18 protein-coding genes and 1 tRNA gene are annotated in these 15,703 nt (G+C 65.6%); 10 read left to right on the top strand and 9 right to left on the bottom strand.

All coding sequences use genetic code 11. The annotated features are described in order from the left end of the window. The first annotated feature begins 15 nt into the window (after positions 1 to 15). Positions 16 to 1,410: a UTP--glucose-1-phosphate uridylyltransferase gene (locus ACP8LP_RS02510; protein WP_063279547.1), complete on the top strand. Its 1,395-nt coding sequence runs from the start codon at positions 16 to 18 to the stop codon at positions 1,408 to 1,410. Next, positions 1,407 to 1,778: a hypothetical protein gene (locus ACP8LP_RS02515; protein ID WP_063279546.1), complete on the top strand. Its 372-nt coding sequence runs from the start codon at positions 1,407 to 1,409 to the stop codon at positions 1,776 to 1,778. The genes ACP8LP_RS02510 and ACP8LP_RS02515 overlap by 4 nt, the downstream gene beginning before the upstream one ends. Before the next feature lie 6 nt (positions 1,779 to 1,784). Here ACP8LP_RS02515 and mscL read toward each other — a convergent pair whose 3' ends face one another. The 4 genes from mscL to ACP8LP_RS02535 all read right to left on the bottom strand — a co-directional run bounded on the left by mscL (position 1,785) and on the right by ACP8LP_RS02535 (position 4,027). Further along, positions 1,785 to 2,153, bottom strand: a complete 369-nt coding sequence (gene mscL / locus ACP8LP_RS02520; RefSeq protein WP_016667066.1) for a large conductance mechanosensitive channel protein MscL — start codon at positions 2,151 to 2,153, stop codon at positions 1,785 to 1,787. A 113-nt stretch (positions 2,154 to 2,266) separates the two neighbouring features. Further along, a complete protein-coding gene (locus ACP8LP_RS02525) occupies positions 2,267 to 2,851 on the bottom strand; it encodes an SAF domain-containing protein (RefSeq protein ID WP_315968722.1) in 585 nt (194 codons plus the stop codon). A 175-nt stretch (positions 2,852 to 3,026) separates the two neighbouring features. Further along, positions 3,027 to 3,323: an FmdB family zinc ribbon protein gene (locus tag ACP8LP_RS02530; RefSeq protein ID WP_016667068.1), complete on the bottom strand. Its 297-nt coding sequence runs from the start codon at positions 3,321 to 3,323 to the stop codon at positions 3,027 to 3,029. An 83-nt stretch (positions 3,324 to 3,406) separates the two neighbouring features. After that, positions 3,407 to 4,027: a 5-formyltetrahydrofolate cyclo-ligase gene (locus tag ACP8LP_RS02535; RefSeq protein WP_081302627.1), complete on the bottom strand. Its 621-nt coding sequence runs from the start codon at positions 4,025 to 4,027 to the stop codon at positions 3,407 to 3,409. Between the two features lie 70 nt (positions 4,028 to 4,097). On the opposite strand from ACP8LP_RS02535, the gene ACP8LP_RS02540 reads away from it, so the two are divergent. The 5 genes from ACP8LP_RS02540 (at position 4,098) to ACP8LP_RS02560 (ending at position 8,190) form a co-directional block, all read left to right on the top strand. Further along, positions 4,098 to 5,405: a molybdopterin molybdotransferase MoeA gene (locus ACP8LP_RS02540; RefSeq protein ID WP_016667070.1), complete on the top strand. Its 1,308-nt coding sequence runs from the start codon at positions 4,098 to 4,100 to the stop codon at positions 5,403 to 5,405. A gap of 67 nt (positions 5,406 to 5,472) precedes the next feature. Next, positions 5,473 to 6,117, top strand: coding sequence for a GNAT family N-acetyltransferase (locus ACP8LP_RS02545; protein ID WP_187117063.1), 645 nt, complete (start codon positions 5,473 to 5,475; stop codon positions 6,115 to 6,117). A gap of 81 nt (positions 6,118 to 6,198) precedes the next feature. Further along, positions 6,199 to 6,996 carry a hypothetical protein gene (locus ACP8LP_RS02550; protein WP_187117025.1) on the top strand — a complete coding sequence of 266 codons (798 nt, stop codon included), beginning with the start codon at positions 6,199 to 6,201 and terminating at the stop codon, positions 6,994 to 6,996. Between the two features lie 35 nt (positions 6,997 to 7,031). Further along, positions 7,032 to 8,063, top strand: coding sequence for a TlpA family protein disulfide reductase (locus ACP8LP_RS02555; RefSeq protein ID WP_334355034.1), 1,032 nt, complete (start codon positions 7,032 to 7,034; stop codon positions 8,061 to 8,063). A 51-nt stretch (positions 8,064 to 8,114) separates the two neighbouring features. After that, positions 8,115 to 8,190, top strand: a tRNA-Ala gene (locus ACP8LP_RS02560). Positions 8,191 to 8,253: 63 nt separating this feature from the next. On the opposite strand, the gene ACP8LP_RS02565 is transcribed toward ACP8LP_RS02560, so the two are convergent. The 5 genes from ACP8LP_RS02565 to ACP8LP_RS02585 are packed head-to-tail and all read right to left on the bottom strand — an operon-like array spanning position 8,254 to position 13,228. Next, positions 8,254 to 9,342 carry a tyrosine-type recombinase/integrase gene (locus tag ACP8LP_RS02565; RefSeq protein ID WP_016667074.1) on the bottom strand — a complete coding sequence of 363 codons (1,089 nt, stop codon included), beginning with the start codon at positions 9,340 to 9,342 and terminating at the stop codon, positions 8,254 to 8,256. After that, complete coding sequence (locus ACP8LP_RS02570) at positions 9,339 to 9,566, bottom strand: helix-turn-helix transcriptional regulator (RefSeq protein ID WP_016667075.1); 228 nt, start codon at positions 9,564 to 9,566, stop codon at positions 9,339 to 9,341. The genes ACP8LP_RS02565 and ACP8LP_RS02570 overlap by 4 nt, the downstream gene beginning before the upstream one ends. 4 nt (positions 9,567 to 9,570) lie before the next feature. Continuing rightward, on the bottom strand, positions 9,571 to 11,109 hold the full coding sequence (locus ACP8LP_RS02575; RefSeq protein WP_016667076.1) for a replication initiator: 1,539 nt from the start codon (positions 11,107 to 11,109) through the stop codon (positions 9,571 to 9,573). Then, positions 11,106 to 12,809: an FtsK/SpoIIIE domain-containing protein gene (locus ACP8LP_RS02580; RefSeq protein ID WP_016667077.1), complete on the bottom strand. Its 1,704-nt coding sequence runs from the start codon at positions 12,807 to 12,809 to the stop codon at positions 11,106 to 11,108. Before ACP8LP_RS02580 ends, ACP8LP_RS02575 begins: the two co-directional genes overlap by 4 nt. A 2-nt stretch (positions 12,810 to 12,811) precedes the next feature. Beyond that, a complete protein-coding gene (locus ACP8LP_RS02585; protein ID WP_484483263.1) occupies positions 12,812 to 13,228 on the bottom strand; it encodes a plasmid replication, integration and excision activator in 417 nt (138 codons plus the stop codon). 112 nt (positions 13,229 to 13,340) lie between these two features. Between ACP8LP_RS02585 and ACP8LP_RS02590 the strand changes: the two genes are divergently transcribed. From ACP8LP_RS02590 to ACP8LP_RS02600, 3 genes are all read left to right on the top strand, one after another. Continuing rightward, positions 13,341 to 14,174 carry a hypothetical protein gene (locus ACP8LP_RS02590; protein WP_016667079.1) on the top strand — a complete coding sequence of 278 codons (834 nt, stop codon included), beginning with the start codon at positions 13,341 to 13,343 and terminating at the stop codon, positions 14,172 to 14,174. Positions 14,175 to 14,406: 232 nt separating this feature from the next. Beyond that, complete coding sequence (locus ACP8LP_RS02595) at positions 14,407 to 15,183, top strand: GntR family transcriptional regulator (RefSeq protein ID WP_016667080.1); 777 nt, start codon at positions 14,407 to 14,409, stop codon at positions 15,181 to 15,183. Between the two features lies 1 nt (position 15,184). Further along, positions 15,185 to 15,694 carry a GNAT family N-acetyltransferase gene (locus ACP8LP_RS02600; RefSeq protein ID WP_016667081.1) on the top strand — a complete coding sequence of 170 codons (510 nt, stop codon included), beginning with the start codon at positions 15,185 to 15,187 and terminating at the stop codon, positions 15,692 to 15,694. The last annotated feature ends 9 nt before the right edge of the window (positions 15,695 to 15,703 follow it).

Genomic DNA, 15,703 nt, shown 5'->3' on the forward strand with positions numbered 1-15,703 from the left:
AGCAGGGGAGCAAGGATGAGCGAAGAAGGACTTGAAGCTGCACGCCAGAAGATGACCGAGGCAGGTGTCGATCCCGTCGCCATCAATGTCTTCACCTCCTACTACCACCAGCTCGAGACCGGTGTCACCGGACTCATCCGCGAGGACACCATCTCCCCGCTGACCGATCCGCCGATGCTCGACGACGTCGAGCTCAGCGAGGAACAGGCTGCTGATGCCCTCGACAAGACCGTCATCATCAAACTCAACGGCGGGCTCGGAACCTCAATGGGGCTCGATCGCGCCAAGTCGCTGCTGGAGGTGCGTGACGGCAAGTCATTCCTCGACATCATCGCTACCCAGGTGCTGTCGGCCCGCAAAGAGTTCGGCGCCCGTCTGCCGCTGATGTTCATGAACTCCTTCAACACCCGTGCGGACACCCTCAAGGCCCTCGAGAAGTACCCGGACCTAGCCGTCGAGGGATTGGACCTGGACTTCCTGCAGAATCAGGAGCCCAAGCTTGACGCCGAGACTCTCGCCCCGGTTGAGTGGGAGAAGGACCCCTCCTTGGAGTGGTGCCCGCCGGGCCACGGTGACCTCTACACCGCCCTGCTCGGATCCGGTGTGCTCGACAAGCTCCTGGCGGCCGGGTTCAAGTACGCCTCGGTGTCCAACGGCGACAACCTGGGAGCGGTCCCCGACGGTCGTCTGGCTGGCTGGTTCGCTGCCTCGGGTGCCCCGTACGCCGCTGAGCTGTGTCGTCGCACCATCAATGACAAGAAGGGTGGACACCTGGCCGTCCGCAAGTCCGACGGCCAGCTCATCCTGCGCGACACCGCTCAAACCGCCGATGAGGAGATGGAGTACTTCACCGACGAGAACCGTCATCCCTACTTCCACACCAACAACTTGTGGTTCGACCTCGAGGCCCTCAAGAAGGTCCTCGACGAGCGTCACGGCGTGATGGGTCTGCAGATCATCCGTAACGAGAAGACCGTCGACCCGAAGGATTCCTCCTCGACCCCGATCATCCAGATCGAGTCGGCCATGGGCGGTGCCATCGAGATTTTCGAGGGTGCCACTTGCATCTGCGTGGATCGTTCCCGGTTCCTGCCGGTCAAGACGACTAATGAGCTGTTGCTGCTGCGTTCCGACGTCTACGATCTCGACGACTCCGCTCACTTGGTCAAGATGACTGACGACACCTGCGCCATTGACCTTGACAAGGAGTTCTACAAGAAGGTCGGTGACTTCACCGACCGCATCGCGGAGCCACCGTCGCTGCGCAGGGCCACCTCTTTCACGGTCAAGGGAGACTGGACCTTCGGGTCGGGGGTCGTCGTCGAGGGAGATGTCTCTCTCAGCACCGAGAAGCCTCAGACGATCCCTGACGGCACCGTACTCACCGGCGAGATTCCCGGTGAGAAGTGACACCTGATCAGCAGTGTTGGGAAGCGGTGGCCGCAGTCCTCACCGGACAGCGGTTCACCGCCCCTGGCGAGCCCGGTTGGGAGGCAGCCGACCTGGTGAAGTGGCTGGTCGGGTTGGGTTGGCCCGCCGGACGACTCGCGCAGCGGCGTGCTGAATGCCAACAGGCCGGTCGCTCGTGGCCCGATCCGCTTCCCGACGACCTGTCCACCGGACTTGAGTTCGCCCGCTATGGAGCGGTACTCGCCCAGGCGCGTCGGATCGCCGGGCTGGACGGGTTGAGCGCGACAGTGCATCGCGGCGCGGTGGTCATCGGGCCGGACGAGGCTCGTCTGTTGGCCGAACGACCACCGCACAGCGTGTTGCACTGAGGCGGCTCACTGAACCGGACGGGACCGCAGCTCGTCGCGGATCTCGATGAGCAGATCGGCGGTGGTCGGGGCGGCCACCGCCTCCTCCTCGGTGTGCTTGAGCTTCTTCGTGGCGATCTCCACGGGCTTGATGAGCCCGAAGTAGATGACGAGGGACATCACGAAGAAGGAGATGACGTCGGTGATGAAGGCGCCGACATGGACTCCACCGGGTACCCAACCTGAGAAGTTGGGGGTGCCGCCGATCCTGCCGAGCAGATCCATGATCACTGTGGTGAACGACTTGACGACGGTGGAGAACGCGCCGCCAAGGATGAATGCCACGGCGAGCTCGATGAGGTTGCCGCGCATCAGGAAGTCCTTGAATCCCTTCACAGGGCTCCTTTCGGGTTGTGGTGTGTGCCCAATGGCCTCGGGCCCGTCGAGAACCATAATGGGACATCAGAGGTGCGGCTAACACCGTTCACGCTGTTTCGCCGGATGCGAACTCATTCCACAACCAGTCCCAGGGGCTGTCCTTGGCCTGCCACGGCGATCGCCGCGGCATCGGCGGATCCGGTGGACACCACCACTAACTCCGTGGACGGGGAGCCTTGCGCGAGTCCACCTCCGCTGGTGGGCAGGCTACGGATGATCGCGCCATGGGTCAGGACGTGCGGTGTTCCATCCTCGCCGGGGGAGACGACGGACACCCGCTGGCCCACCTGCAGCATCCCGACCATCGACGAGTCGACAAGATGGATTCCCACCAGGGCTTTCCCGGATCCGACGCTGGAGCCGGACAACACGGCGGACGTCGTCAGGATCGTCCCCTCAGTGATGCGAGCCGATGCCTGGCGGCCCTCCACCTGAGCGAGGGTGGCTGTTTCATGGGGAAGGATGGCAGGATCCACTCGGACGGTACGTAGGTCAGAGCGTTGAATAGTGCGTCCACCCTCGATGGGACGGGCGGCAACGATGACCTCTCGTCCGGAGGATGTCATGGCCATTCCGGGGGAGGCCACGAGCAGCACCGCCAGTGCGGCGAGAAGGGCCGCCAGTCCGCGTCGATGGCGCGCGACGAGGACATGCAGACGGCGTCGCGCGGTGGTCTTGTGCTTAAGGGTCGATTGTGGTCGGCGAGGGTCCTGGGAGTTCTTCGATGTCAGTCTCACACCCACAGTTATCGTCGGAGGAGACGAAATCGTTCAGTTGTCCACAGGGCAATTTCTGTCCACAGGCAGTTCACGTCCTGTCCGGACCCTCCACTCAGGACGCGCTGTCAGCAGTCTTCGTCGTCGAGGGGGATGACGAGGACGACTCGGACTTCGTCGAGGAGGAATCGGAGGAGGTCGAGCTCTCGGTGGTAGCCGCCTTGGATGCTCCCTTGGTGTGGTTGTCGGTGGAGTAGAAGCCCGACCCCTTGAAGACCACGCCCACTGCGTTGAAGACCTTGCGCAGCTCACCCTCACAGGTGGGGCATTCGGTCAGCGAGGGGTCGCTGAACTTCTGCACGACCTCGAGGTCATGGCCGCAGTCGTTGCATCGGTATTGGTAGGTGGGCATGGTCTCCTCGTTCCGGCCCGATCGGTGTCAGGCGCCTGTCGAATGATAGGCGTACTGCCGGGTACCAAGAAATTCCGCGTCATTCACTGACCCAGCAGGTGCAGGCCAGTGGGAGTGAGAGCAGCGGTGACCGGCTCGTCCCATGGATCATGGGGAACCTCGTCGACGATCTCGTCGTCATTGACGACTGCCCACACCGGAACCCCAGGGGTTCGCTGGGTGAGGACGCGGTCGTACCAGCCGCCTCCCACGCCAACCCGGTACCCCGCCCGGTCGACCAGCAAGGCTGAACACAGCACGACCTCGGCCACGGTGATGGCTGAGGCCGGCAGCACAGGAGCGATCGGCTCGGGGATCTGCCACAGACCGGTACGTACGTTCTTGCCGTCGTACCACGCCCACGCTGGTTCGTGCAGGGAGTGACCGTGGCCGTCCGTCAGGACCGGAGCAAGAACCTGTTTTCCCATCATGACGAGGGTGTCTGCCAGTCCTACAGTGTCCGGTTCGTCCCCGCGAGACAGGTAGAGGGCGACCTTGTGAGCCCACAGCAGCCGACTCATGGCGTGCTCGGTGCGTCGGTCGTCCCTGCCCATTCGGGTCCGGTGGTCCACGGCTGCCCGGCGGTCACGGCAGCCACGTCGGAGCTCCTCCTTGCCGAGCCGAGGATCAGAGAAGTCCTCATTGGCTGGGCCGTGGTGCGTCATCACCCCCTCATGGTACGCCCTGGCCGAGTCGCTGTCGGGCAGACAGCGTAATGACCTCTAGGGTGATGCCATGGCGTTGTTCCACAGGAAGAAGCAGGTCGATGCCCCGGAGTCCGAGATGGAGCCCCTCGGTTTGCCGGGAGCGCCCGAGACGGACATGTCCGGGCGTCGGTCAGTCGTCGATCATCGCGACTACCTGTGCAGCCTCGTGCAGGCCGTTCCACCAGTCGCCATGGACTTGCCGCGGGCCGTGGGGCTGGCGGTGTGTGAGGACATCCACGCACCTCATGACGTCCCGGTGGTGACGACTGCCGTCATCGACGGGTATGCCCTCGATTCTGCGTCCACCAGAATGGCAGGTCGTTCTGGTGCCGTGGAGATCCAGATCGATCGTCGTCCTCCCACCCCGGTGACCCCGGGCACTGCTGTGCGCGTCATGGCCGGGTCGCTGTTGCCGGAGGGCACCGACTGCGTCCTCCCCCTGGACTTGCTCGACGCCGACGGTGACATCGTGCTGTTCTCTCCGGTCAAGAGGTGGGCTGGGGCTCGCCTCGCGGGTTCGGACTACGGAACAGGTGAGGTTCTGGTCCGCAATGGGACGATCTTGCATCCGGGGATCATCTCGATGCTGGCCTCGGCCGGTATCGACGAGGTGTTCGTACGGCCGCGGCCCAAGGTCGTCATCGTCGCGGTGCGACCTGATGAGGATCAGCGCGAGGAGATCGAGAGGCGAGCTCGGGCCAATGGCGTCGAAGAGGTTGCCTCTCTCGATGCCACCGCTGCAGCCATCGAGTCCGCCACCCGAGCCCTTGACGTCGACGTCACCGTCATCTCCACCGACACCTCGAGCGACAACGAGTTGGCGTGGTTGCTCGCCAATGCCGGACGTGGTGCGGATCTCGTCCTCACCACCAGCGATCACATGGTTGTCGGTCAGCAGGACCCCGTCTCCTCGGTACTGCCACGTATGGGAGGTACTGACTTCGCCAGGGTGGCGATGGAGCCGGGGGCCAATCAGGGATTCGCCCTCATCGACCCGAGCCTGGTCCCCCTGGTCGTCCTGCCGGCAGGCCCTGGACCAGCTCTTATCTCGTTCATGGTGTTCGTGCAGCCTCTGCTGCGCAAGCTGTCAGGCCTGCCGCCGGCCGATGTGCTCAGGGCCGAGACGGATCGGCCGATTGCCCGTCACCCGGACTCCACCACCTTCGTCCCGGTGCGTCTGGCTCGAGTCGGAGGCCGCCCGGTCCTCTTGCGAGCGGGAATGGGTGATGTCACCCACACCATCGACCTGTCGATGGCCGACGCGATCGCCGTCGTCGGGGCGGGCGATGAGCCGGTTCCGACCGGTATGCCGCTGGTGTGCTGGCGGTTGAGGTGACGCCATGGCCTCATCTCGTCTGCCGTGGGGGGTGACGCTGCCACGTCACCACCATTGGCCGGTGACCCTGCAGGCTGGTGGGGTGGTTTTGCGTCCGCTTCGGCGAGCCGATGAGGTGAGATGGACGGCCACGCGCGAACTCGACTGGGAATGGCTCGCCCCTTGGGAGGCGACGAAACCACCGGGGTCCCACGAGCGCGCAGGTGGATATCTCGCGATGGTCTCCAGGAATCGCAAGCGTGCCAAGGAAGGCAGCAGTCTGCCGTGGGCCATCGGTTGGGACGATGGATGGCCCGATCATCGGACCACCAACCGTGCCACGACTCCACTCATCGGTCAGCTGACGGTGTCGTCGATCTCCTTGGGATCGGCGATGTCATGCTCGATGGGCTATTGGGTGGCGTCCGCCCATGCGGGCAAGGGGGTTGCGCCGACAGCAGTGGCTCTGGCGTGCGACTACGTCTTCCAAGTGATGGGGTTGCACCGGGTCGAGATCTGCGTGCGTCCTGAGAACGTCAAGAGCTCGCGTGTGGTGGAGAAACTCGGCATGGCAGAGGAGGGTATGAGGCCTGCTTACCTGCACATTGACGGTGAATGGCGCGATCACCGGGTGTTTCGTCTGCTGGCCGACGACTACCCCGATGGCGTCCTGTGCCACTACCTCGCCAACCACCTTTTGCCGGGGTCGCCGGTGGGTGAGGACGAGGACTGAACCACATCGTTGTGATTCGTTTTCCGACACTCCGCGTGTGGTCCACGCGACACGCCGGAGAGAGACCGTAGCGTGTCAATCGTGCAAGCCGTCCAAGCTGTTCTCATCGCCATCGTCCTCGTGGGATGGATCGCTTATCTCGTCCCCATGGTCGTCAATCGTCGACGTTCCCAAGAGGTGTCTGATGACAGGCATGAAGACTTCCCGGACACCATGAACGTGGTGTCCCGAGGCTTTTGCACAGTTACCCCTGACAAGACCGATGACGGCCCCGAGGTGGAGCTGTCCACCCCGTACACCAGGTCGTACGCTCGTCGTGACTTGAGGCGGTCCTGGGCGGTGGCTGCCAAGCGTCGGATGGCGACGATGCTGGTGCTGTTGAGCTTGACGGTACTCTTCATGGTGCTTGCCATCGCCGACGTCACTCCGTGGTGGCTGGTGGCGGTCTTCGGCCTTCTGCTGGTCGGGTTTTTCGCCCTGGCGCGGTGGTCCGTGGTGGAGATGACGAAGCGTTTTGATCGTCGTTACGCCCTCATCGACAGGGGATGGGACGAGGACACCATTGTCTTGGAGGTGAAGACGGAGCCCTTTCGCACCGACGACGAGCCCACTTCCTGGACCATCGACCTCGACCGCCCGGTGACAGCCCCGGAGGGCTCGCTGTGGGATGACGTCGTCGTCACCGCTCCCACCTATGTCTCGACGCCGTTGAGCGCCCGGACCGTTCGCACCATCGACCTCTCCGCTCCTGGCCCGGTTCCTGGCCAGGTTGACACCCCCGTCGTCGCAGAGAAGCCGGTCGAGGCCTCCGACGACGAGCAGTCTGTCTCGGAGGTCCATGAGGGGCCATCGGGGATTGTCCGAATTGCGTCGGCCTGAGCACGGTTCCGACAGTCGCCAGATGAGGTGGCACAATGGCACCCGTGTTTTCCGGTCTGACGCTGTGCACGGTGCTTGCCGCGGTTGTCCTCCTCGTCTCGGGGGGCAGCAAGGTTCAGTCTCACGACACAGTCAGTGATGCCCTCGACGCACTCGGCCTCCCCGGTTCGCAACTGCCGTCGGGGGTGCTGTCCATGCTGCCCTGGGCAGAGATCGTGCTGGGGGCCCTGCTGCTCATCGTCGGTGGGGTGTTCGGAATCGTCGTCGCCTCCTGCGCTGTCGCGCTGTTCTGCCTCTACCTCGGCATCATCATTCGGGCAGTCGTGACGATCCCGGATCCGGTGGACTGCCATTGTTTCGGTGATCTTGCCCCCGGTGACATCGGAGCTCGAACCATCGTCCGCAACGTCTTGCTCGTCGCTGCGTCGGTGTTGGCCCTCATCGCGGCCATTGACGACCGTCGTCCGGCCGTCGAGAGGATCATCAAGGCTTCGGCCGGTGATCTGTGGTGGTGGCTTGCCGCCGTGCTGACCGCCGCTGTCCTCGCGACGGTGCTCTACCGCCCGGTCGACGAGGTGGCCGAGGAGGATGACGACGAGGAGATTGCCGACTACGAGTCTGTGCCGATCCCGCTGGCATCGGTGACGGATGCCGAGGGACGCACCACGACCCTGCGCGGCCTGGTGGGACAGCGTCCGGCCTTGCTGCTCTTCGTGTCTCCCGGTTGCAGCCCGTGTGAGACACTGATGGCGAAAGTTCCACGATGGATGACGCTGTTGCCCGAGGTTGACGTGCGATGCCTGGTGATGGGCGAGTCTGCTCGCGAGGCACTTCCGGAGTCGCTGCGCCCGCTGTCCTTGGTCGACGAGGGCGGGTCCGCCAACTTGGTCTTCGAGGTTCACGGATACCCGACGGCATGGTTGCTGGGCGTGGACGGTCGTGTTGCAGGTGGACCGCAGAAGGGTCCGTCAAACATCGAGACGATGGTCAAGGACATGCGCACAGCCCTTGATGACGTCGCCAAGGAGCAGGAAGAGTCCGGAGCTGACGAGGTCCTTGTCGACTGAGTCGCGCCCGTGGCGCGGGTTGCCCGGATGTGGTAGCGTAACCGCGTTGTTGGGGCATTGGCGCAGTTGGTAGCGCGTCTCGTTCGCAATGAGAAGGTCAGGGGTTCGAATCCCCTATGCTCCACCAGCAAGAAACCTCGCTGACTAGGAAGAACAGTTCCGGTCATGCGGGGTTCTTTCGATTTCTGGCTCATTGCGCCACCTCTCGCGGGCCCCCGGCGGTCCCCAACCCTTCATCGAGGCTGGCATTGAGCCTTGCCAGACCGGCAATGTCGGCGGCGGTGCCCAGGTGGTGCAGGTAGCGGTTCGTGGTGGCGATCGACTCGTGGCCCATCCATGCCTGCACGGTCCCCGGGTCGACGCCACGGGCCAACCAGAGGCAGGCGGCGGTGTGGCGCAGGTCGTGGATGCGACGGCCCTGGGCGGTGTGCTTCCAGTCGAGGGTGCGCACGACGGCATTGCGGTGCAGCTGGGCGCCCATGTAGGTGGTGAGCAGCAGGTCGTCGGGGCCCTTGCCCAGGGTGAACCGCTTGATGATCGGCAGCACCCGGTTGGCCACCGGCACGCGACGAGAACGGCCGCTCTTGGTGGCCTTCACGCCGACGCCCTCGGGGGCCGAGCGGCGCACCAGCAGTGCCGGGGACGGCACCTCCACGAAGTCACCGACCCGCAGCTCACGGGCCTCGGCCCAGCGAAGGCCGGTCCAGCCGAGGACGAGCATCACGTCGGCCAGCCTAGGGTCGCGCAGCGCCCAGGCGTCGTGGACGGCTTCGAGCTCGTCCTCGGTGAAGGGGTGCAGCTCGACGGGCGGGACAGAACTCTTCGGCACTCGGACTGCGGTGACCGGGTTGGTGGCGATCAGCTTCTCCCGCACCCACCAGGCGAAGAAGACCGACAGACTGGCGCGGTAGCGCACCACGGAGGTGTGCCCGAGCCCACGGGACAGCAGGGCCTCGAAGGAGCGAGCGACCTCGCGCCCCCTGACGGACGACACCTGCAACGCCATCATGCTGGTGGGCACCAGACGCAGCAGCTCGCGGTCGGTCTGCCAGGTCTTCGCCGCGACGGTCGTGCGACGGATCTCGAGCCAGCGGGGGAGCAGGTCACGCACCCGCTCCTTGCCGGCGCGAAGATCAATGCCCCCGTCCAGGGCGGCACGTTCACGGGTGAGCCAGGCGACCGCCTCGCGACGGGTGTCGAAGGTGCGGGTGGCGACCTTCACACGTCCGCTCTTGAGGTGGGCGCGGAAGCGCCCGTTGGGGGTCTTCTCGATGCTCACGCAGCAGCCCGCCTCAACCAGGCCTCCACATCGGCGCGCAGGTAGCGGGGGCAGGTGGACGACAGCCAGGTGCAGCGCGGCCCCTGACCGGTCTTGCGCCACCGGCACAGGGTGGACGGGGAGACGCGCAGCCAGACGGCCAGCTCGTCGCTGGTCAGGTAGTCGAAGGCGGTCTCGAGCCGGGGCGTGGTGTCCAGGCCGGGCAGGGTGTCGGTCTTGCTCATGGGTTCAGTTCTCCTTGGGGTGGGGGTGGGTGTTCTTGCGTGCGGCCTTCCACTGGTCGTACTCGCGGGCGCGGGCGGCGGCTGCGAGGGCGAGTGCTTCGTCGGTGGTGGTGTCCCACCCGGTGCCGTCGTAGGCCCAGTCGCGCAGGATCAGGGTGGTGTCGTCGTCCTGGTCGGTGAGCAGGTCGACGCTGTCCCAGTCGATGTGGCGGCCGTTGTGCTGGTCGGCCATGAGCTTCTGGAAGCGGGCACGGGCCCTGCGGAGTGCGCCGAGGGTGATGGAGTAGCGGCGGCTCTTGGTGGAGAAGTGGCCACGGAAGCCCAACTCGTGGGACCACTTGCCCAGGTGCGTGTAGACGTCGAGGCCGTCCTTGCCGACAGGACCGGACACGTCGTCACCAGCGCGACGGCGGTTGTCGCGGGCGCGGGCATGGCCGCACCAGGTGCGGCACAGCGCGGCGAGGTGGTCGAGGTGTGGGTTGGTGGTGCCGTGCTTCGCGGCGGTGGCGTCCTTGGCGGCGTACTTCGCGAGGTAGCCGGCCACCTGGGCGGGTTGCAGCTCGCGGTCGGGGTCATCGGGCCGGTGGCTGGTGCGGACGGGCTTGGCGTCGATCTGGGTGCCGAAGACGAGCAGCACTGGCTTGATGGACGGGTGCGGGGCGGGGGCGACGTAGGAGACGGCCGCGGCAGCGGTGCGGGCGGCGTCGGCCAGGAGTTCGGCGGTGAGGCCGGTGGGTGCGGGTGCTCCGATGCCCTGGGCGGCGGGGCCGTCGAGGCGGATGAGTGCGTGGAAGTGGATGGCGCCGCGGGTCTGCATCTCGGCGACCTTCGCGAACTGCACGGAGCACACGTCGTTGAGCTTCGACGGGGCAACGCCCACTAGTGCGGCGAGGTGTCGTCGGAGGGTGATGGTGAAGCGTCGCCACAGTTCGGGGGCCCACCACTGCCAGATGAGGTGGTGGTCGTAGCGGTAGCAGTCGGAACAGATCGGCTGCCCGAGCAGCGAGTCGTCTTCGGTATGCCGGGTGTTGCACCACATCGGTCGGCCGTGGGGGCAGAGCTGGCCTTCGCGGCGGGGGTGGCAGGGCCTGCCGCTGCGGGTGCCGTGGACGGGGCCGAAGGAGGGTGCGGTGAGGGTGAGGAAGACCAGGGGATTGTCGGCGACGCTGTCGGGGACGTTCTTGCCGCCGGTGACGCCGCAGCGGACCATTTCGAAGGTGTCTCGGGCGTAGAGGCGGGAACACGACGGGCAGACGGATTCGCGGCGGTTGCCGCAGCGCTGGAAGAGGACGCCGAGGGGCTGGTCGGTGGAGCGGAAGACGGACAGGATCTCGCCGGTGGTGGTGTCGATGCGGGTGGTGGAGCCGGTCAACCGGATGGGGTGCGTGCAGTAGCCGACATGCGCGGCGGCCTGGGCGAACTGGTCGAAGGTGCCGTCCTTGATGCGGGCCAGAAGGTTGGCCTGCCCGCGGGGGCTCAGGTCGACGTCGAGAGGGGCGGCCTCTCCGAATCCGTCGAAGTGGGCCCCCGCGTGGGCGGTCATGCTGCGTCGCCCTCCTGCAGGTCGAGGTGGTCGTCGACGTCGACCGGGGCGGGCATCACCAGAGTGGTCTCGTTCTGGCCGGTGGTGCGGGGCTGGCGGGGCTTGCGCGGAGCCCGGGGCTTACGGACACGCGGCTCGGTGGTGACCTCCTGGACGATGTCGCTCACCGGGGAGGTGGCGGCGGGCAGGGCGGTCTCGGCGGCCTGCTGCGCAGTCGGCAGCACGACGTGGACCGGGGACGGGTAACGGTGGGCGAGGTCCCGAATGGTCTTGTCGGGCCAGTAGTCGGCGCGAACCTTGTCGTAGGTGCCGGTCTCGTCCTTGATCCAGCCGGTGCCCTGCTGCGAGAGCAGGATCCGGTGGGCGGGGGCGAGGGTGGCGGCGTCCTCACCGAGGACCATGCGGGTCTCCGAGGCACTGTTGAGGCGCAGTGCGAGGAACTGGGTGAACTGTCCACGCATGCCGACGGTTTCCTTGCGGGGGTCCTGCACCGCGGCCACGACCACGACGCCGAGGGCGCGGCCCTGGGTGAGGATCTCCGACAGCAGCCGGGAGGCCTCCTTCACGATCTCCGGCGGCCCGTACGAGGTGAGCACGGCGAGCTCGTCGATGATCAGCACGTGCAGCGGATCCCCCGGCCGGGGCTCGTGCAGCCGTGAGGTGCCGAACATGGCAGCACCCCGCACCGCGATCACCGCGAGCAGCTCCTGCAACACGGCCAGGGCCTGAGCGGGGGTGGTGGCCATGCAGCAGAACAGGTCCTTGCCCATGCCCAGTTCGAGGCCGTGCTTGAGGTCGATGCCCCACAGCTGCACCTCCCCGGTGGGGATGGCCGGGGCGAGGTAGCCGCACACCGACCAGACCGGGGAGCCCTTGCCCGCCCCCGACGCGCCGACGACGAGGGTCTGGCGTCCGATCACCTGCAGGAACCAGGTGTCTCCCGACAGGGTCCGGCCGGCGGGCACCACACCCACCGTGTCGAGGCTGTCGCGGGTGGTGAGGGTGGCCTCCCGGCCGGAGGCCAGCGCGTTGCGCATCATGAGCTGCACCTCGATGTGTACGTCGTTGACGGGCTGGGTGCGGGCGCTGCTGGCGCCGGCGGCGAGGCGGAGGGCTTCGAGGGCGGCTTCGATGTCCTCGAACACCTGCCCGATGCGGGGACGGACGCGGAGTACGAGGGTGTCGCCGCGAGTCTCGATCTTGGGCAGGTACGGGGCGGTCCACACGGTGACCTGGCGGGGCTCCTTGATCGTCTCAAGGTGGTCACCCACCTTGATGGTGCGGCGCACGTCCTTGGTGACGGTGCGCTGCGACGACAGGCCACACTCGCGGGCGACCTCGTCCCAGTTCTTGCGGGCCCACCTACGCCAACCCCACCGACGCCACGGTCCCGCGATGTACTTGTCGAAGGTGAACGGGTTCGCCAGGGACCACCACGCACCACCCACCAACGGCACCAGCCAGGCCGCGGCAGCAACCCACAACCCGACATGAGTGGTGTAGGAGTCGATCCCGCAGACGATGGCCACCAGGAACCAGGCCATGTAGCAGGTGGCGAACCACCAGCGGCCATGCCACATCCCGCGCAGCAGCCGCCACACGAACACCCCCGTCACCCGCACAGGGCGCCACACAGCCCCAGCCACGGCCACGACGCCAAGACGCCGACGGTCCGGGCTGGGCAGCGTTGCCACGGTCATGATCAGGCCGCCTTGCGCTCAGCGGTCGGGGCCTCGTCGGCGAAGCCAGTGGCGCGGATGGAGTACATGAGCCGCGGGCGCTGGCCGTTGTCGTCGACCCACGGGGTGATCGACAGGCCCTCGGAGACCACCGGGGTGATCGGCAGGTTGGTCTTGTTGGCCGGCGGCACCGGCTGGTGGGCGCACACCAGCTTCACCACCACCGTCTTGTCCCGGTTGCCGGCGTCCGGGTCCATGTCCAACACCGGCGCCTGCCAGATCGGCAGACCGGTCTCCTTGTCGAGCTGCTGCGGCCTGGACCCATCGGGACGCTGAACCGCCTTGTCGAAGTTCCACACCGGCTCCACCGGACCCACCAGGAACGCCCCGGCGGGGAAGACGGCCTCCATGGCCACCAGAATCTTGCGCTGCACTGTCATGACTGTCTCCTCTAGATGTACTGGTTTGAGCCAGTTGAGTCAAGGGATGCTAATGGCCAGTGGGGGGATTGATTTGGAGCTGGGCCCCCGGGCGGTCTGAGAGACTGGGAACATGGATGTCCTGACGGAGCGACAGCACCGGGCCTTGGCCTTCATCGCCGCCGCGAACCAAGGCGGGGCGACTCCAACCCCTGAAGAGCTGGAGCTCTGGCTGACTAACCCCACACCCAGGCGGACCGGGGGAGTCCTGGCTTCGATGGCACGGACGCCGGTGGAAGGGCTGACCGGCATCTTTGGGATCAGCGAGAGTATCGCTGACCATCTTGTCCATATGCGTTGGGCGCGGCGGGTTCGAGGGGGCTTGACGCTGACGTCGTTGGGACTGGCCCTCATGCGCTCGGCGGATGTCGGCGAGGAAGCAGCCGATCGTGTGGTCGTACTGAAGCCGGAAGACCCACTGGCGTATGCGCGCTTGGTCTCGCAGATCAGTGACTTGGGCGACGCTGCCCTCTTGGTTGACCCATATTTGGACGTGGACCAGTTGTTCAAACTCATTCAGAGCACGGGCATAGCGCAGATTTTGATCGGCAATCATGATCGGACCAAGAAGATGCGTACCGGTATCAAAGCGTTCCTCGAGGGGCTGGCCGAGTGTCCCTGTGAGGTGAGAACCAGTGCAGCCCTGCACGATCGGCTCGTTGTAGCAGAAGACGGTCGGGTCTGGACGCTAGGTTCTTCCTTCAGCGGTGTCGCGAACAGCAAGACCTTCACGGTCCTGACCCCCTTGCCGGATAAAGCGGCAGACGCAGTAGCTCAACACATTCGCAGACTGTGGTCAGAGGCTGAGGTTCTTGTGGAGCGCTCTGTGCAGCGAATAGGGCACGAAGGCGAAACGATGCTCGACGAGCGGAACTGCGAGGACCGCCAGAGCGACGAGAAAGCCTGACGGTAGAGACTGAAACCTGAGATGGCACAGTTGCTCAGGGGGGAACCGGGCAAGGGTCGGTTCCCTGAGGCAGGTTACCGAGCCGCGAGCAGGTGGGGTACGTCACGTTGGCCGTGGCTGGCTGTGTGATCAGATGCCGTGGTAGCGCAAGCTCCCGGACTGATACGAGCTCGTTGAGATAGTTGCCTCGTTCCGAGGGCTGGCGTGAGCCAGTTTCCGTAGACTCGTCACCATGGCAACGAGCACAGGTAAGACCGAGCCAGCCAGTCGGCGACTTGCGGCGCAGCTGCGCACTGCCATAGAGACCGGTGAGCTCGCACCTGGAGACAAGCTCCCGTCTGAGCGAAAGCTGGTCGAGACGCACGACGTTGCACGCAACACAGCCCGTGAAGCCGTGCGGCTCTTGGCTGATGAGGGGCTCGTCACTGTGGAGCACGGCAGGGGCGCCTTCGTACGGGTCAAACCTAAGCTGATGCGCTTTGGCTCCTCTCGCTACTCGCACAAGCTCCGCGAGCGAACGGGGCTGTCGCCCTTCCGGGCTGAAGTAGAAGCCCAAGGGCGCGTGCCCAGTGTCAACTGCACCAGCATTGAGCAGGTGCCGGCACCGGGCTTTGTGGTACAGCGCCTCGGTCTGGTCGAGGGGACTCACGTCGTCCGCCGGGAGAATCACTACTTCGCCGACGATGAAGCCGTCCAGATCGGCGTGACGTACATTCCTCTTCCGATTGCCCAGGGCACGCCGCTGCTCCACTCCGCGAACCTAGGCCCGGGCAGCCTGTATGCGCGGTTCGCCGAGAAGGGCCATGAAGTCGTGACCATCCGCGAGGAGATCTCGGCACGCATGGCCACCCCGAGCGAAGTGGAGCAGCTCATGATTCCCGATGGAGTGCCCGTGATCGACGTGGTGCATACGAGCATCGACCAAGATCGGCAGCCCTTCGAAGTCACCACGTTTACGATGCGCGCGGATGTTACTGGCCTCGACTACACCATGCCCGTGGAGGAATGACATGTCCGTTCTGATCCGGTCCCGCGTCGATGCGGATATCCCGGCTCTAGCTGACGTGCTGGTGCGCGTCCATGCGCAGGATGGCTATCCGGTTGAGGGCGTTGCTGATCCGGAGGCTTGGCTTCGCTCTGACCGTATGCTCGGGGCCTGGGTGGCTGAGGTGGCCAGCGAGATCGTCGGACATGTTATGGTGGCAGAACCGAGCGAGGGTGATGAAGCGGCCAAATTGCTTGCACATCGCGACGGCCTCTTGATGGAAGAAATCGCAGTACTGGGTCGACTGTTCGTGGATCCCGCAGCTCGAGGGCAGCACCTAGCTGACCACCTCATGGCCTCGGGTGTTGCTGCAGCGCACGAAGCGGGCCGGAGGGCCGCGCTCGATGTCATGCAAAAGGATCAAGCCGCTATCGCGACCTATCAGCGCCTGGGATGGGTGTCCCTAGGGCGATTCGAGCACGTAATTCCAGGCGGTAGTGAGCCGGCGCTCGCCTTCCATCTACCTGTCTGTTGAGCTCTGTGG

The organism is Cutibacterium sp. LaCa_89 (assembly GCF_058177555.1).

Excerpts from the sequence above, each read along its gene's own strand:
- ACP8LP_RS02510 (WP_063279547.1), top strand. The coding sequence starts at position 16 with ATGAGCGAAGAAGGACTTGAAGCTGCACGCCAGAAGATGACCGAGGCA.
- ACP8LP_RS02530 (WP_016667068.1), bottom strand. The coding sequence starts at position 3,323 with ATGCCCACCTACCAATACCGATGCAACGACTGCGGCCATGACCTCGAG.
- ACP8LP_RS02535 (WP_081302627.1), bottom strand. The coding sequence starts at position 4,027 with ATGACGCACCACGGCCCAGCCAATGAGGACTTCTCTGATCCTCGGCTC.
- ACP8LP_RS02540 (WP_016667070.1), top strand. The coding sequence starts at position 4,098 with ATGGCGTTGTTCCACAGGAAGAAGCAGGTCGATGCCCCGGAGTCCGAG.
- ACP8LP_RS02555 (WP_334355034.1), top strand. The coding sequence starts at position 7,032 with ATGGCACCCGTGTTTTCCGGTCTGACGCTGTGCACGGTGCTTGCCGCG.
- ACP8LP_RS02570 (WP_016667075.1), bottom strand. The coding sequence starts at position 9,566 with ATGAGCAAGACCGACACCCTGCCCGGCCTGGACACCACGCCCCGGCTC.
- ACP8LP_RS02575 (WP_016667076.1), bottom strand. The coding sequence starts at position 11,109 with ATGACCGCCCACGCGGGGGCCCACTTCGACGGATTCGGAGAGGCCGCC.
- ACP8LP_RS02580 (WP_016667077.1), bottom strand. The coding sequence starts at position 12,809 with ATGACCGTGGCAACGCTGCCCAGCCCGGACCGTCGGCGTCTTGGCGTC.
- ACP8LP_RS02585 (WP_484483263.1), bottom strand. The coding sequence starts at position 13,228 with ATGACAGTGCAGCGCAAGATTCTGGTGGCCATGGAGGCCGTCTTCCCC.
- ACP8LP_RS02590 (WP_016667079.1), top strand. The coding sequence starts at position 13,341 with ATGGATGTCCTGACGGAGCGACAGCACCGGGCCTTGGCCTTCATCGCC.
- ACP8LP_RS02595 (WP_016667080.1), top strand. The coding sequence starts at position 14,407 with ATGGCAACGAGCACAGGTAAGACCGAGCCAGCCAGTCGGCGACTTGCG.
- ACP8LP_RS02600 (WP_016667081.1), top strand. The coding sequence starts at position 15,185 with ATGTCCGTTCTGATCCGGTCCCGCGTCGATGCGGATATCCCGGCTCTA.